General features: G+C 71.3%; 9 protein-coding genes. 4 read left to right on the top strand and 5 right to left on the bottom strand.

What is annotated here, in order from left to right; translation table 11 throughout:
• Nucleotides 1–32: 32 nt before the first annotated feature.
• Nucleotides 33–1,259, bottom strand: coding sequence for a PP2C family protein-serine/threonine phosphatase (locus ACBJ59_RS20490; protein WP_375111808.1), 1,227 nt, complete (start codon nucleotides 1,257–1,259; stop codon nucleotides 33–35).
• Nucleotides 1,260–1,577: 318 nt separating this feature from the next.
• Between ACBJ59_RS20490 and ACBJ59_RS20485 the strand changes: the two genes are divergently transcribed.
• From ACBJ59_RS20485 to ACBJ59_RS20475, 3 genes are all read left to right on the top strand, one after another.
• A complete protein-coding gene (locus tag ACBJ59_RS20485) occupies nucleotides 1,578–2,966 on the top strand; it encodes a glycoside hydrolase family 43 protein (protein ID WP_375111807.1) in 1,389 nt (462 codons plus the stop codon).
• Nucleotides 2,963–6,196, top strand: a complete 3,234-nt coding sequence (locus tag ACBJ59_RS20480) for a hypothetical protein (RefSeq protein WP_375111806.1) — start codon at nucleotides 2,963–2,965, stop codon at nucleotides 6,194–6,196. The genes ACBJ59_RS20485 and ACBJ59_RS20480 overlap by 4 nt, the downstream gene beginning before the upstream one ends.
• A gap of 145 nt (nucleotides 6,197–6,341) precedes the next feature.
• Nucleotides 6,342–8,474, top strand: coding sequence for an ATPase (locus ACBJ59_RS20475; RefSeq protein WP_375111805.1), 2,133 nt, complete (start codon nucleotides 6,342–6,344; stop codon nucleotides 8,472–8,474).
• Between the two features lie 6 nt (nucleotides 8,475–8,480).
• On the opposite strand, the gene ACBJ59_RS20470 is transcribed toward ACBJ59_RS20475, so the two are convergent.
• From ACBJ59_RS20470 to ACBJ59_RS20460, 3 genes are all read right to left on the bottom strand, one after another.
• Complete coding sequence (locus ACBJ59_RS20470) at nucleotides 8,481–9,203, bottom strand: SDR family oxidoreductase (protein WP_375111804.1); 723 nt, start codon at nucleotides 9,201–9,203, stop codon at nucleotides 8,481–8,483.
• A gap of 178 nt (nucleotides 9,204–9,381) precedes the next feature.
• Nucleotides 9,382–10,305, bottom strand: a complete 924-nt coding sequence (locus tag ACBJ59_RS20465) for a helix-turn-helix transcriptional regulator (RefSeq protein WP_375111803.1) — start codon at nucleotides 10,303–10,305, stop codon at nucleotides 9,382–9,384.
• A 132-nt stretch (nucleotides 10,306–10,437) separates the two neighbouring features.
• Entirely contained in the window at nucleotides 10,438–12,711 is a 2,274-nt protein-coding gene (locus tag ACBJ59_RS20460; protein ID WP_375111802.1) for a pectinesterase family protein, read from the bottom strand.
• A gap of 250 nt (nucleotides 12,712–12,961) precedes the next feature.
• Here ACBJ59_RS20460 and ACBJ59_RS20455 point away from each other — a divergent pair, with 250 nt between their 5' ends.
• Entirely contained in the window at nucleotides 12,962–15,871 is a 2,910-nt protein-coding gene (locus ACBJ59_RS20455; protein ID WP_375111801.1) for an endo-1,4-beta-xylanase, read from the top strand.
• Between the two features lie 68 nt (nucleotides 15,872–15,939).
• Here ACBJ59_RS20455 and ACBJ59_RS20450 read toward each other — a convergent pair whose 3' ends face one another.
• Nucleotides 15,940–16,428 carry an NUDIX domain-containing protein gene (locus ACBJ59_RS20450; RefSeq protein ID WP_375111985.1) on the bottom strand — a complete coding sequence of 163 codons (489 nt, stop codon included), beginning with the start codon at nucleotides 16,426–16,428 and terminating at the stop codon, nucleotides 15,940–15,942.
• Nucleotides 16,429–16,431 lie beyond the last annotated feature (3 nt).

The following is a 16,431-nucleotide window of genomic DNA, read 5'->3' as shown; positions in this document are numbered from 1 at the left end:
CCTTCGAGGTCAGGATGCTCCTCCCGAACCTCTCACGAGCCGGGGCACTTTCCACGGAGGCGCGGCCCGTGCCACTCGAAGAGCAGCACGGTCGCGTCGTCCTGCAGCTTTCCGTCGTGGTAGGCCAGCACGTCCTTGATCAGCCGGCGCAGCGTCTCGGGGACGGGCAGCCGGGCGGCGCAGTGGCGGATGATGAAGTCCACGAACCGGGCGATGCCGAACTCCTTGCCCTCGTGGCCGCCGGCCTCGATGATGCCGTCGGTGTAGAGCAGCAGGCGGTCGCCGGGTTCGAGCTGCTCGCGGCACGTGGTGACCGGCAGGTCCAGCCCGATACCCAGCGGATGGGCGGGCGGGCACTCCAGCGTGGTCACCCAGCGCCCGCCGCGGATCAGCACCGGCGGGTGGTGGCCGCGGTTGACCCAGGACAGCACTCCGGTGCGCAGGTCGAAGTCGGCCATGATGGCGGTCAGGAACCGCGCGCTGTCGCCGAACTCGGCCAGCAGCAGCGTCTCGATCGCCTCGCTGTTGACGGCCAGGTCCAGGCCCTGGCGGCGGTGGTTGCGGCAGGCCGTCAGCGCCAGGTTGGCCGCCAGCCCGGCGGCCAGGTCGTGTCCCATGGCGTCGAAGATCGCCAGGTGCACGACGTGCTCGGCCATGGCGTAGTCGAAGGCGTCCCCGCCGATCTCGTACGCGGGCTCCAGCACGCCGCTGATCGTCACCTCGGTGTTGGCGAAGGTCAGCGGCGGCATCAGGTGCCAGAGCATCTCGGCGGCCACGTTCATGGGGCGCGTGCGCACGAGGCGGGGGTAGCAGTCGCTGTAGGGGCGCCGGCTGACCACGATCAGCGCCAGCAGCGCGGCGAACCGGCGGATGGCGGTCTCGCTCTCCGCCTTCCGGCAGGCGGCGTGGACGCGCAGCACGCCGAGGCGCTCGGTGCCGTTCATCAGGGGCACCCACCAGCAGCCGGTCTCGGCGTCGCGGGGCGTGTACAGGATGCGCACCTCCTGGAAGGCGCGCCCGCCGTACGTGGAGTCGACCCGCAGCTCGTCCGGCGGGTCGCCGGGCCGGGGCGGCGTGCCCGGCGCCACCAGCCGCCGCAGCGTGTTCTGCTGCAGATCGGTGAGGTAGATGACCACCTCCTCCATCCCCGCCCCGGGGGCGAACCTGGCCACCACGTCGGGCAGCTGTTCGAGGGTGACCTGATGGCTGGCCTCCAGCAGGCCGGTCATCAGGTGTTCGAGTTCGTGAGGGCCGTTCATCGGTGTCCATCGCCCGCTTCGCCGGTTCCAGAAGGCGATTATCTGCACCGGTTGGTCGGAATCCCGCCAACTGGCGGCATGCGCGGCTAAAGCCTCGAGCCGATCAGCCCCGAAAGCCTTTTCGGTCGATACGAAAATGTAACCAAGCGCTCGCTAGCTGATCAGCGGCCATGCGAGGAGATCTGCCCAGGTGAACCGCTATGCAGCTGGTTGCAGTGGCCGATTGACAGGCCCTGGTTGGCGTTCTACTTTCCCGAAAACCTTTTAGGTAAGCCCGAGTCCACGTTGTTAGCGCTCACATTCCCAAGGGGCACACTCATGAGACGACGATGGGCGGCGGCCCTCGCCGCGGCACTCCTGCTCCTCCTCGGTGACGTGCGGCCCGCGCTCGCGGGCGCGCCGATCACCACCGCGATCTACACGGCCGACCCGGCCGCTCTGGTCGTGGGAGACACCCTGTACCTCTACACCGGCCACGACGAGGCCCCCACGGGCGGCACCAACTTCGTCATGCGGGACTGGCACGTCTTCTCCTCCACCGACGCCACCACGTTCACCGACCAGGGCGCCAAGCTCGCGATCTCGAACTTCTCGTGGGCCGGCGCCGACGCCTGGGCCAGCGAGGTCGAGCGCGGAGCCGACGGCCGCTACTACTGGTACACCTCCGTCAACGGCAACGGCCCCGGCTGGATGAACATCGGCGTGGCCGTCGGCAACAGCCCCACCGGCCCGTTCACCGACGCCATCGGCGGCCCGCTGATCAGCGACAGCACGCCCAACTCCTCCCCACTCAACATCGACCCGACCGTCTTCACCGACGACGACGGCCAGGTCTACATGTACTGGGGCTCCTACTACGGCCTGCGCGCCGCCCGCCTGAACGCCAACATGACCTCGATCAACGGCTCGGTCATCACCCCGAGCGGCGTCTCGAACTTCTGGGAGGCCCCCTGGATGTTCAAGCGCAACGGCGTCTACTACCTCGCGTACGCCGCCAACGACTCGGCCTGCTCGGCCCCCGGCTACGCGTGTGTCCGCTACGCCACCGCGAGCAACCCGCTGGGCCCGTGGACGCACCGCGGGGTCGTGCTCGACCAGGTGACCTCGACCACGAACCATCCGGCGATCATCGAGTTCAAGGGCCAGTGGTACATGGTCTACCACAACGCCTCCAGCCCGGGCGGGGGCAACTTCCGCCGCTCGGTGACCATCGACAAGCTCTCCTTCAACGCCGACGGCACCATGCAGAAGGTCGTGCAGACCGGCGGCCCCACCAACCCCGGCAACCTGGCGGCCACGGCCACCCCCTCCACCTCCTACGTCTCGCCCTGGGAGACCCTCGGCGCGATCAACGACGGCTACACCCCGGCGAACTCGGCCGACCACAGCCACGGCGCCTACGGCAACTGGAACCACCAGGGCACCGAGTGGCTCGAGTACCGCTGGCCCACGGCCCAGACCGTCTCCAGGTCAGAGGTCTACTGGTTCGACGACGACCTGGGCATCGACCTGCCGGCCTCGTGCCAGGTCCAGTACTGGAACGGCAGCGCCTACGTCAACGTGCCCGGCGCGTCGGGCTGCGGCGTGGCCGCCGGCACCTTCAACACCACGACGTTCAGCCCCGTCAGCACGACCCGGCTGCGGCTGAACATCACCTCCCGATCCGGCTACTCGACCGGCGTGCTCGAATGGAGGGCCTTCTCATGAGGCGCGTTCTGACCGTCCTGCTGCTGATCGCGAGCCTGGTCGTGGCCGGCGCCCCGGCCCACGCCGACCAGACGATCGGCTACCCGACCTTCGGCGGCCCGGCCGTGCCCGCGCCGCCGGGGTCGTACACGACCGGCAACATGATGCAGGCCATCTACGACGCGGAGAGCTCGGGCACCGACTTCTGGATGGACCGGCTGCTGGCCCGGCCGGGCAACGACCCGGCGGGCACGTGGCTCATGTCGCGCGGCCGGGCGCTGTTCATGAAGACCCACACGCCGGGCACGCTCGGGTTCGCCGGGCAGGCGGCGTACTGGGAGAGCATCAGCAACAACAACGCCTTCACCGTCGCGGTCACGCCCGGCACGTTCACCGAGCAGGTGAGCTCCCGCTGGCAGGCGCCCAGCCACTGGAAGAGCCGGCACACCAGCGGCTCGATCACGGTCAACCAGACGAAGTTCATCACCGAGAACAACGTCGCCGTGGCCAACCTGGCCCTCACCAACGGCGGCTCCGCCTCGACGACGCTGCAGCTCAGGGCCACCTCCCCGTACGCCACGAGCGGCAGCGGCAGCGAGCTGACCGGCCAGGTGAACGCCTACAACAACCTGACCACGATCTACCCCAGGCTCACCGGCGACGGCTTCACGGTCTCCAGCGGCGGCCTCAACCGCTCGGTCACGATCGCCGCCGGGGCCACGGTGACGGTCAAGGTCGTCATGGGCTTCGTCACCAACGAGATCGCGGCCTCCCGCACCGAGTACGACGCCTACGCCGGCTACTCGGCCGCCACCGCGTTCGCCACCCACGTCCGCGCGTACAACCGCTGGTGGGCGGAGAACGTGCCCTACATCGACGTGCCCGAGCCCGGCATCAAGAAGAACATCTACTACCGCTGGTGGCTGATGCGCTTCAACCACCTTGACGCCGACATCCCCGGGCAGACCTTCCAGTTCCCCACCTCGATCGAGGGCGTGCTGGGCTACAACAACGCGATCGCGCTGACCCAGCCCATGCACATCGACGACCTTAAATACCTGCGCAACCCGATCTACTCCTACGGCGACTGGCTCAGCGTCGGCCAGACCTCCAAGAACGGGCGCTTCGTCGACAACCCCGGCGACCCGGAGAACTGGTCGAACAGCTACACCCAGTACATCGGCGAGGCAGCCTGGAAGAGCTACCAGATCCACGGCGGCCAGCCCGGCATCGCCGCCAACCTGGCCCGCTACGCCGAGCAGGACGTCAAGGGGCAGCTCGCCTTCTACGACACCGACAACAACAAGCTCATCGAGTACGACTGGGGCGCCCTGACCGGCAACGACGCCGACGCCGTCTCCTTCCACTGGAAGCCCGGCCGGATGGACCGCGCCGAGGCCGCCTACCAGTACAGCGGCGCGCTGGCCGCCGCCCAGGCGTACGAGGCCATCGGCAACACCGCCAAGGCCACCGAGATGCGCACGCTCGCCACCCAGATCCAGAACGCCATCGTCAGCGTGCTGTGGAACCCGGGCAGGCAGCTCTTCGAGCACCGGCTGAAGTCCACCAACGAATGGGTGCCGTGGAAGGAGATCAACAACTATTACCCGTTCGCCGTCGGCGCCATCCCCAACACCGCCACCTACAAGCAGGCCCTGCGCCTCTTCGACGACCCGGCGCAGTATCCGATCTTCCCCTTCTACACCGCCAACCAGGCCGACAAGGCGGCCTCCGGCACCGGCAGCAACAACTTCTCCACGATCAACTCCACCGTGCAGTTCCGCCTGCTCTCCTCGGTGCTGCGGAACTACCCCAACGAGTGGATCGACGCCACCTGGTACAAGAAGCTGCTCTACTGGAACGCCTGGGCCCAGTACGTCAACGGCAACACCCAGTGGCCGGACGCCAACGAGTTCTGGGCCGACTGGAACGGCTCCTCGATCGCCTACCGCTCCTGGATCCACCACAACATCCTGGGCAGCGGCAACTGGACCGTCATCGAGGACGTCGCCGGGCTGCGGCCGCGCAACGACGCCAAGGTGGAGCTCTCGCCGATCAACATCGGCTGGACCCACTTCACCGTCAACAACCTGCGCTACCGCAACGCCGACCTGACCATCGTCTGGGACGACCCGGCCGACGGCGTCGTCCGCTACCCCGGCGTGCCCGAGGGCTACTCGATCTACGTCAACGGCAGCCGCGCCGCCACGGTGTCGACGCTGGTGCCGTTCACCTGGGACCCGGCCACCGGCGCGGTGACCACCGGCGGCACCGTCACGCACAACGCCGCCGTCCCCGGCCTCCAGTCGCCCGCGCAGGTGAGCCACACCAGCGCCCGCATGGTCGACCTGCTGGCCAAGGCCGGCGTGGACCTGACCGCCAACCTCACCAACCTGGCCGCCGGCGCCACCGCCACGGCCTCCACCACCGCCTCCGGCAGCTCCACCGCGGGCGCCGTGGACGGCTACCCGATCAACGAGCCGTTCTGGGGCGGCACCACCGCCGGGCAGGACTGGTACGAGCTCAACTTCGGCGCCGCCCGCACCTTCAACGAGGTCCGGCTGCACTTCAAGGACAGCCGCCCGGCCGGCACGACCTACCGGGCACCGGCGTCCTACGACGTCCAATACCACAACGGCACCGCCTGGGTCAGCGTGCCGTCCCAGGCCAAGTCCCCGGCCGCGCCACGGGGCAACTACAACGTGGTGCAGTTCCCCGCCGTCACCGCCCAGCGCGTGCGGGTGCTGGCCACGGCCGCCTCCGGGGCCAGGACCGGGCTCACCGAGATCAAGGTCCACAACCGGGGCGGCGTGCAGCCGCCGTCCAACCTGGCCACGTCGGCCACGGCGGCGGCGTCGTACACCTCCTCCTGGGAGAGCGTCGCGGCGGTCAACGACGGCATCGACCCGCCCTCCTCCAACGACACGGTCAACCCGCGCTGGGGCTGCTGGCCCGAGACCGGGCAGCAGTGGGTGGACCTGACCTGGTCCTCGGCGCGCAACCTGAACCGGGCCGAGGTGTACTTCTTCGACGACGAGCAGGGCATCGACATGCCGGCGTCGTGGAAGTTGCAGTACTGGAACGGCAGCGCGTACGTGGACGTGCCCGGCGCCTCGGCGTACACGCTGACCAAGAACGCCTACAACACCGTCACCTTCACCGCCACCGCCACCACCCGCCTGCGCGTGCTGCTCACCGGGAACGGCACCAGCTCCGTCGGGCTGCTGGAGGCCAAGGCCTACGGGCCCTGACATCACCGTGAGGGGGCGTGCCCGGGTCAACGGGTGCGCCCCCTCACGAGTGCCTGGCTCCTTGCGAAGGAGTAGCCAGTTTCTCACTTGTAGTGACGGAGTGCCGGAAAATCAGGCAAGCTTCAGTCACAACTTCATCCGATGGGTGGCGATCACGATGGCAGGAAAGTGGCAGGCGGGTAACCTCCCCGCGGAACTGACGAGCCTGATCGGGCGCCGCACGGAGCTCGACCAGGTCCGCCGGGCCTGCCGGCGCTCGCGCCTGGTGACCCTCACCGGCGTGGGCGGCGTCGGCAAGTCCCGCCTCGCGTTGCGTGCCGCCGCCGACCTGCGGGCCGAGTTCGGCGGCGGGGCCTGGCTGGTGGAGTTGTCCCCGCTGGACGACGGCACCCTGCTGCCGCACGCGATCGCCGAGTCGCTCCGGCTCACCGACCAGACCACCCGTCCCATGGTCGAGGTGCTGGCCGAGCACCTGTTCGGCCGCGAGGTCCTGCTCGTCCTCGACACCTGCGAGCACCTGGTCGGCTCCTGCGCCAGGACGGTGGGGACGCTGCTGGAAGCCGTGCCCGGCCTGCGCGTGCTGGCCACCAGCCGCCGCCCCCTGGAGGTGCCCGGGGAGCGGGTGCTCGTCGTCGAGCCGCTGCCGGTCCCGCCCCTCGGCGGCGCGGCGGCCCTGGCCGGTGGCGACGCGGTGGAGCTGCTGGCCGTGCGCGCCGCCGAGACCGTGCCCGGCTTCGACCTCGCCGGCGAGGACCAGGAGGCCGTCGTACGCCTGTGCCGGCGGCTGGAGGGCATCCCGCTGGCCATCGAGCTGGCCGCGGCCCGCCTGCGCGAGCTGCCCGTCGGGCACCTGGCCGACCGGCTCGACGACCGGTTCGCCGCGCTCGGCGACGACCCCGCCGCGGCGCACGAGACCGGCCCGCCGTGGCACCAGGCCCTGCGCACCGCCATCGGATGGAGCCACGAGCTGTGCGAGCCCGCCGAGCGGCTGCTGTGGGCGCGCCTGTCGGTGTTCGCGGGCGACTTCGACGCCGAGGCCGTGCGCCGGGTGTGCGCCGACGAGCGGCTGCCGGAGGCCGACATCGGGCTGCTGCTCGACGCGCTGGCCGACGAGTCGATCCTGACCTGGCTGCCGACCGGCGCGGGAGAGCGCTACCGGATGCTGGACACGCTGCGCGAATACGGCGCCGGCTGGCTGCGCACCCTCGGTGAGGAGGAGCGCTTCAAGCAGCGCCACCGCGAGCACTACCTGTCGCTGGCCACCCGCGGCGCCACCGGCTGGCTCGGCCCCGGCCAGATCTCCTGGTACGACCGCATGATCGGCGAGCACGACAACCTGCGTGCCGCCCTCGACGTCGCGCTCGCCGCGAAGGACGGCCTCCCGGCGCTGGAGCTGGCCGGGACGCTGGCCTTCTTCTGGTACGGCTGCGGCTACGCCAAGGAGGGCCGCCACTACCTGCAGCAGGCCCTCGACCTGGACACCCGGCCCAGCCCGGCGCTCGTGCAGGCCCTGTGGGCCGACGGCCTGCTGGCGGCCACCCAGGGTGACGCGGACGGCGCCGAGATCAGGGCCGCGCAGTGCGAGCTCGCCGCCGAGGAGGACGACGCCTACGCGGCCATGTGCGTCCGGGCGCTCAGGTCGTCTGCCGGGGTCATCCGAGGCGACCTGCTCCAGGCGATGGACGAGTCGGAGACCGCCTACCGCACCCGGTGGAGCGACGAGCCGCTCACCATCGCCAACCTGCTGGCGCTGCTGTGCCGGGCGCACGCCCTCACCGTGAGCGACCGGATCGACGACGCCATCGCCGTGCTGGAGGACCTGCGCTCGCTGTGCGACCAGCGCGGCGAGCAGTCGATGCGCTCCCACGGCGACCTCCTGCGCGGCCAGGCCGAGCTGGCCGGCGGCCGGCTGGACGCGGCCGTCGCCCACGGGCAGGCGGCCCTGCGGACCAAGCGGCGGCTGCACGACAGCTTCGGCATCGGCCTGACCGTGGACCTGCTGGCCCTGGCGGCCGGCGCGGCCGGGCGGGCCCAGCGCGCGGCCCGGCTGCTCGGGCTGGCGCAGCGGATCTGGAGCACCCACGGCCAGGCGCAGGCCAGTGTCCCCGCGTGGGTGGCCGCCAGGCAGGCGTGCGAGGCGCAGGCCCGCGACGTGCTCGGCGACAACGCCTACCAGGTGGCGTACCGGACGGGGTTCGACAGCGACATCGACGCGGGCATCGCGTACGCGCTCGAACCCGAGGGCGAGGGCCTGCACAACGGCGGCCCGCTCGGCTGAGGCGGCTCAGCGCTGCCGGGCCGGGCGGATGACGAGCTCGTTGACGTCCACGCCGGCCGGCTGCCCGATCGCGTACGAGATGGCGCCGGCGATGGTGTCGGCCGGGATGGACTCCGCCCGGTACGTCCGCATCGCCTCGCGCGCTCCCGCGTCGCTGATCGACTCGGCCAGCTCGGACTCCACGACGCCGGGGGAGACGGTGGTGACGCGGATGCTCGGGTCGAGCTCCTGGCGCAGCCCCTCGGTGATCGCCCAGGCGGCGTACTTCGTGGCGCAGTAGACGGCACCCGTCGGCACCACCTGGTGGGCCCCGATGGAGGCGACGGTCACGAAGTGGCCCTCGCCCTGCCGCTGGAAGTGCGGCAGCGCGGCGGCGATCCCGTACAGCAGGCCGCGCACGTTCACGTCGATCATCCGGTCCCACTCCTCGACGAGCAGCGCGTCCAGCCGGGACAGCGGCATCACCCCGGCGTTGTTCACGATCACGTCGATCCGGCCGTGCCGCTCGGCCGCGGCGTCGGCGAAGGCGACGACGTCCGCGCGGTCGGTCACGTCGAGGCGGCGCACGTCGGCCTGGCCGCCGGCGGCCTCGATCGCCTTCGCGGTGGCCGCGAGCCGGTCCTCCCGGCGGGCGCCGAGCACGACCCGGTGCCCCTCCGCGGCCAGCCGCAGCGCGGTGGCCTCGCCGATGCCGCTGCTCGCACCCGTGATCAATACGACCTTGCTCATGCTGTCTCCTCAGTTACGGGATGGTCGGCGCCGAGCGTGGGCTCGCGCCAGGTTTCGGACGCGGTCTTGCGCGTGCCCGGCCGGTCGGGCAGCCAGACGGTCATGTCATTACCCTGCGGTTACAGGGCATGGCGGGATGGCGCGCCGGCGGGGTCGCCGGCCCGCGGGAACGCGGGGGTCAGGACTCCTGCGGTGGCCGCCTGGTCGCGGCGGGCCCCGGCGGGCGGCGCGGGTCGGGTGCGGCGGGGCTCGGCGGGCGGCGCGGGCCGGGCTCGGTGACGAGGCTGCCCAGCAGGGACAGCGCCTCCTCCGACGGGCTGCCCGGGTCGGCCTGGTAGACGACGAGCTGCTGGCCCGGCGCGCTGTTCACGGTCAGCGACTCGTAGTGCAGCGTCAGCTCGCCCACCAGCGGGTGGCGGAACCGCTTGGTCTCGTGGGTCTTCTGGCGGATGTCGTGCCGCGCCCACAGCTCGCGGAAGGCACGGCTCTTGATCGACAGCTCCCCGACCACCTCGATGAGCTGCGGGTCGTCGTGGTCGACGCCGGCCGCCGCGCGCAGCCCGGCGACGGTGTTGACCGCCACCCGGTCCCAGTCGGGATAGAACTCGCGGGCGTCCGGGTCGAGGAACACCAGCCGCACCAGGTCCCCGCTGTGGGCGTGCCCGGCGAACAGCGCCTCGCCGAGCGTGTTGGCCGCCAGCACGGTCAGGCGGCGGCCCAGGACTACGGCCGGGGTGTGCGGCCAGGACGCCATCATGCGCAGCAGGTTGGGGCTGACCTGCTCGCGGCGGCCCGCCCTGCCACCGGCCGGGCGCCGCCTGCCGGTGGCCGCGCGGGCCAGCCGGTGCAGGTACGCGACCGCGTCCTCCTCCAGCTCCAGCACGCGGGCGAGCGCGTCGACCACCTGGGCCGACGGGTGCCGCTCGCGGCCCTGCTCCAGCCGTACGTAGTAGTCGGTGCTCACGCCGGCGAGCTGGGCGACCTCCTCGCGGCGCAGGCCCGCCACGCGGCGGCGGGCGCCGGCCGGCAGGCCGACGTCCTCCGGCCGGAGCAGTTCGCGGCGGGCTCGCAGGAACTGCCCGAGCAGGTTGTCCGTCTCCATGCTTCCGAGGCTAGGCCAGGATCGGGGCTGGTAGGAGGGCCGAGGGTGGTCGCGCTACTCCCAGGGTGAGGGCGGCCCCGGAGGGAGAGGGCCGCCCTCGGGCCCGGCGCGGGCGAGCGGGCATCTGGGCTTTCAGCGCAGGCGGCCGGCGCCGGCCGGGACCACGTACCGCAGGGCCTGGGGCGGGTGTCTCCGGCCGACCAGGGCCGGCGTCCAGCCGGCGTCGGTGCCGAGCGAGGTGCCGTTGGCGGCGTTGTACGCGGCCACCACGTCGGCCGGCGCGCCGTCCACCAGGTTGTCCTTCGCGGTGATCGCCGTGCCGTTGAACACCGTCAGCACCTTCTCCGCCGCGATGCCGTCGAACGCGTTGGCCTCGGCGTAGACCTTGGAGCCGAAGCCCACGCCGATGCTGTAGCCGTCCCCGGGGCCGCCCTCGTAGTAGTTGTTGTAGACGTGCACCTGGCCGAAGCGCACCCGGGGGGTGCGCTGGCCGAGCGCCTCGAAGTGGTTGTGGTGCAGCGTGACCTTGAGCTTGTCCTCCTCGCCGTACCTGGCCGGGTTGTCCGTGTTGCCGATCAGGGTCACCTTGTCGTGGCCGCTGAGGTGGTTCCAGGAGAGGGTGACGTAGTTCGAGCCGCGTACGACGTCGAGCAGGCCGTCGTGCACCTGGAAGGGGCGGCCGAAGTGGAGCGGCTGGCCGGAGTCCGGGTTGTCGCCGTCGTTGAGCGTGTTGTGGTCCAGCCAGACGTGGGTGGAGCCGGAGACCTCGACGTTGTCGAAGGAGGCGTTCCAGTTGCCCTCGGCGCCGTCGGTCGGGTCCCACTGGGGGAAGCAGTCGGAGGTGTCGGTGATGGTGAGGTTGCGCACGATGACGTTGTCGGCGTTGCTGACGCGCACGCCGAAGCTCTTCAGCGCGGCGTCCCGGCCCACGCCGATCAGCGTGACGTTGGAGCCGACGGTGATCGTGACGTGCTCGGCCATCCTGGCGTACGACGCCTTGCGGGCCTCCTCCAGCGGGCCTGACGGGACGGTGTCCCGGCCCCAGACGGCCGGGTCGTACGCCGCCAGGTAGGCGGGCAGGCTGTAGCCGTTCACGGCGTAGTCGTCGCAGGTCAGCGGGGCGCCCGAGGCGTCGGTGTCGGCGTCGACGGCGCCCTTGACGTAGACGATCCTCGGGGTGTTGTCGGCGGGGTCGCCCAGCGCGGCCAGCAGCTCGGCCCGGGTCCGCACGACGTGGACGTCCTCGGGGCGGGCGGCCGAGCCGCCCGTGGTGCCCGTGGTGGCCGCCGCCCAGCCGTCGTCGCGCGGCAGCACCTCGCGGCCCGGCTCGTTCCTGGGGGCGGGGGTGGGGCGGCGCATCGGGTTCCAGCCGTCCGTGCCCGCAAGATACCTCTCCGGCGTGAACGCCCTGGCCTGCTCGGTGGTGAGCTGCGGGCGGTCGTCGCCGACGGTGGCGCCCGGGCCGTGGTTGCGGTATTCGGACAGGCGGGCGTCGCGCCAGCTCAGGCCCGACATGTCGGTCCAGGGGGCGTCCTTGAACTGCTGGCCCAGCCAGGACTCGCGGACCAGCACCTGGCCGCGCGCCGTGGCCGACCCGCCGGCCGGCCAGGGGCGGCCCAGGTGGTAGGTGCGGGCGGGCGCGTCGCTGGTCAGGTGGCTGCGGTGGATCAGGAAGCCGTACGGGTTGCCCAGCTCGGTGCTGGCGGCGGTGACGTAGCCGTTGTTGTCCGTGCTGCCCCGGTTCAGGGCCTTGATCACGCAGCGGTCGAACACGGCGGTGGCGCGGCCGAAGATGAAGTCGACGTCGCCCTCGACGTAGCAGTTGTGGAAGTACTGCCGGGCCGTGGTGGTCGCCGAGGAGGTGTTGGCGTACACGGTGTCCTGGTTGCCGAGGAACCTGACGTTGTCGTACACCTGCCGGTCGCCCGTCGTCCTGACCGCGACGGCCTGGCTGTTGCCGTTCGCGGCCTCGTCGTAGGCGTTCTCGAAGGTGAGGTTGCGGGCGGTGAAGTCGGGGGCGCTGATCACGTACGAGGCGCTGCCGGAGGTGCCGTAGGTGCCCGAGCCGTCGGGCTTGGGGGTGGCCGCGGAGACGTCGTACGTGAGCACCACCTCGCGCGGGTCGCGGGTGTCGCCGGCCAGCGTGATGTGCGGTTTGTCGGCGGGGATGACCACCTGCTGCCGGTAGGTGCCCTTGCGGACCAGGATGGTGACCGGCCGGGTGTTGCCTGAGGGCACGGCGTTCACGGCGTCCTGCACGGTCGCGTGGTCGCCGGAGCCGTCCGCCGCGACCACGATCGTGGTGCGGGTCGTGGCCGCCGCCGGGGTCGCCGCCGGGGTCGCCGCCGGGGTCGCCGCCGGGGTCGCCGCCGGGGTCACGGTCGCGAGCACTGTCAGGGCGATCAATGGGGGGAGTAACAGACGTCGCATGCGTAACCTCGCAGAGCGCGGCAATCGGTTGCATGAAACGTTCGCCCAATACCGCTCACTCCGTCAATGGCATGCAGTGAAACTGCACTTTTGCTGCAACAAGCGGTTGCAGGGCCTGGCGGGACAGGTGGGGGTCTATTGACCGGCGACCGCCCCGGCTCTACAGTCCGCCTGATATTTATCGGCACTTCCTTGAAAGTTTCAGACCGGATGCCCTAGGAGCCCCGTGCGCACCCTGAGAGCCCTGGTGGTCGCCGCCCTGTTATGCCTGCTGCCGGTGCTTCCGGCACACGCGGCCGACCTCACGTACGACTTCGAGGACGGCACCGCCCAGGGGTGGGGGCCGCGCGGGGACGGCGTCTCCGTCACCGCGACGGCGGACGCGGCCCGCACGGGCGCGGGCGGCCTCGCCGTGAGCGGGCGCACCGCCACCTGGCACGGCGCCTCCATCCCCGCGCCGTTCACCCGGGGCATCGGCTACGAGGTGACCGCGCACGCCCGGCTGGCCGCGGGGCAGCCCGCGAGCACGATCGCGATGACCGTGCAGCGCACCCCGACCGGCGGCGCCACCACGTACGAGCGGGTCGCCGCGGCCACCGTCACCGACGCCGGCTGGGTGCGGCTGTCGGGCAGCTACCTGTTCACCGCCGAGTCCACCGACCTGCAGCTTTACGTGGAGAGCTCCGAGGCCACCGCCCAGTACCACCTGGACGACATCGTCATCACCCCGCTCGGCGACCCCACCCGCGAGCCGATCACCAGCGACTTCGAGGACGGCACCGCGCAGGACTGGGCGCCGCGCGCCTCCGCCGTCCTGGAGCCGGGGACGGCCGCCGCCCACACGGGCACGCGGAGCCTCGCGGTGACCGGCCGGTCGGCCTCCTGGGACGGCCCTGCCCTGAACGTGCTGAGCCGGATGGGCAAGGGCGACAAGTACGCCCTGTCGGTCTGGGTGCGGCTCGGCCCGGACACCGCGTCGGGCCGGCTGGGCCTGTCGATCGAGCGCAGGACCGGCGGCACCCCGAGTTACGAGCGCATCGCGGCGCCGAAGGACGTGCCAGCGGGGGAGTGGGTGCAGCTCTCGGGCACGTACACGCCGGCCTACGATGTCGAGTTCCTCAGCCTGTACATCGAGTCCGAGAGTGGCACCTTCCCCTTCTACCTGGACGACTTCACCATGAAGTACGTCGAGCCCAAGCCGATCGAGACCGACCTGCCCTCGCTCAAGGACGAGGTGCCCTTCACCATGGGCTCGGCCTTCACCAGGCCCGAGACGCTCGGCACGCACGGCGAGCTGCTCGCCAAGCACTTCGACGGCGTCACCCCCGGCAACGAGCTGAAGTGGGACGCCACCGAGCCCAGGGACGGCGAGTTCACCTTCACCGACGGCGACCACCTGGTGGACTTCGCCACCGGGCACGGCATGACGATCCGCGGCCACACGCTCGCCTGGCACAGCCAGACGCCCGACTGGGTGTTCGCGAACGCCACGAAGGAGGTGCTGCTCGAACGCCTGGAGCGGCACGTGCGCACGCTCGTGACCAGGTACAAGGGCCGGATCGCGGCCTGGGACGTGGTCAACGAGGTGGTGGACGAGAACCAGCCGGACGGGCTGCGCCGCTCCCAGTGGTACGAGATCGCCGGCCTCGACTTCATCCGCACCGCCTTCCGCGTCGCCCGCGAGGCCGACCCGGACGCCAAGCTGTTCATCAACGACTACAACACCGAGTTCCCGCGCAAGCGCGAGGCCCTGTACAACCTGGTCAAGAAGCTCAAGGACGAGGGCGTGCCGATCGACGGCGTCGGCCACCAGCTCCACCTCAACATCGAGCAGCCGCCCGCCTCCTCCGTCGAGGCCACCATCGAGCGCTTCGCCTCGCTCGGCGTGGACCAGCAGGTCACCGAGCTGGACGTGAGCGTCTACACCGACTTCGTCTCCACCTACGACACGATTCCGCCCGAGCTGCTCGTCCAGCAGGGCCACCGGTACAAGGAGCTGTTCGACGTCTTCCGGCGGCAGGCCGCGCACCTGAGCTCGGTCACGGTGTGGGGAAAGTCGGACGACGTGAGCTGGCTGCGCTCCTGGCCGATCCCCCGGCTGAACGCGCCGCTGCTCTTCGACGACGACCTCCAGGCCAAGCCCGCCTACTGGGGGGTCGTGGACCCGTCCAGGCTCGCCCCGCTCGTGCGGAAGCTGGCGGCGCCGGCCGGGGCCGTCAAGGTGGACGGCAGGCGGGATCTCGAATGGGACCTGCTGCCGGACTCGCCGATCGCGCGGGTCGGGGACGTGTCGGCCGGCTTCCAGGCCCGCTCGGCGGGTGCCGGGCTGTACGTGCTCGCCGAGGTCGTCGATCCCACGGTGAACCGGGACGACCGGGTGACGTTCACGGTCGACGGGCGGACCCGCTCCGTCGGGCGGGCGGGGCCGGGCGTCCGGCCCACCGCCACCGGGTACCGGGTGGAGGCGCTGGTCGGCGGCGGCACGGACGTGGAGGTGACCGTACGCGACCGGGGCACGGAGATCGCCTGGAAGGGCGAGGTGAGCGCCGTGCCCGCCGTCAAACGCACCTGGGCCGCCCACCGCGCCGCGCCCGTACTCGACGGCACCGTGGACCGGGCCTGGTCGGCCGCCCCGGAGATCCGCACGGGGACCTGGATCCAGGGCACCTCGGGCGCCACCGCGCGCGTGCGCTCGCTGTGGAGCGGCTCCACCCTGTACGTCCTGGCCCAGGTCAGTGACCCGGTGCTGAGCGAGGAGTCGGCGAACCCCTGGGACCAGGACTCGGTCGAGATCTTCGTGGACCCCGGGAACGACAAGACGAAGGGGTTCTCGGACGACGACGGGCAGTACCGGGTGAGCTTCTCCGGCAAGGTCACGGTGGGCGGGACGTTCGACGCCGCCGGGATCCGGGACAACGTGCGGGCCGTGGCCAAGGTGGTGCCCGGCGGGTACGTGGTGGAGGCGGCCGTCAGGCTGCCCACGATCGAGATGGCGGAGGGCGCCCTGCTGGGCTTCGACGTCCAGGTGAACGACGCCACGGGCGCGGCTCGTACGGGTGCGGTGACCTGGAACGACTCGACGGGCCGCAGCTACCTGGACACCAGCCACTGGGGTGTCCTGCGACTCGCCGGGTAGGCCGCACCTGGCGGCCCGCCCGGCACCCGCCCCGAGCCGATCCCCCGGGTCCCCCCGGGGTGAGCGGATCAGGTGAGCTGTCCGTTCCGGTGGAGGTCGTCGAAGATGATCCGGTCGACGGGGGCCACCCGGTCGCGGTCGGCGTACGTGAGCCAGACGACCTCCTCGATCTCGCTGCTGGGTGTCGGGGTTCCGTGGTGGTCGGCGGTGTAGCAGGTCATCCGGACGACGACGCCGTCGGCGTGGCCGTGCGCCTGGGCGTGGTAGGTGCCGATGTGGGTGGCGGTCGCGGGGAGGATCGTGACGGAGAGCTCCTCGCCGATCTCGCGGACGAGCGTGTCGAGGTCTGATTCGCCGGGCTCGCGTTTGCCGCCGGGGATGTAGTACGTGTCCTTGCCCCGTGATCGGGTGCTCAGGATCCTGCCGTCGTCCAGATGGATCCAGGCGACCTTGTCGATGGGGTTGTTCATGGTGCGTGCTCCTGCCGGTTCGGGAAGGCGGCGTACGGATCGGCCCGCGACGTGCCGGCCGTCGATGCGTTCCTGCACCGCGACCATCAC

The organism is Nonomuraea sp. MTCD27 (genome assembly GCF_041950495.1).
Taxonomy (GTDB): domain Bacteria; phylum Actinomycetota; class Actinomycetes; order Streptosporangiales; family Streptosporangiaceae; genus Nonomuraea.
The sequence above is the reverse complement of the archived record's forward strand: the minus strand, read 5'-3'. Positions and strand labels throughout refer to the sequence as shown.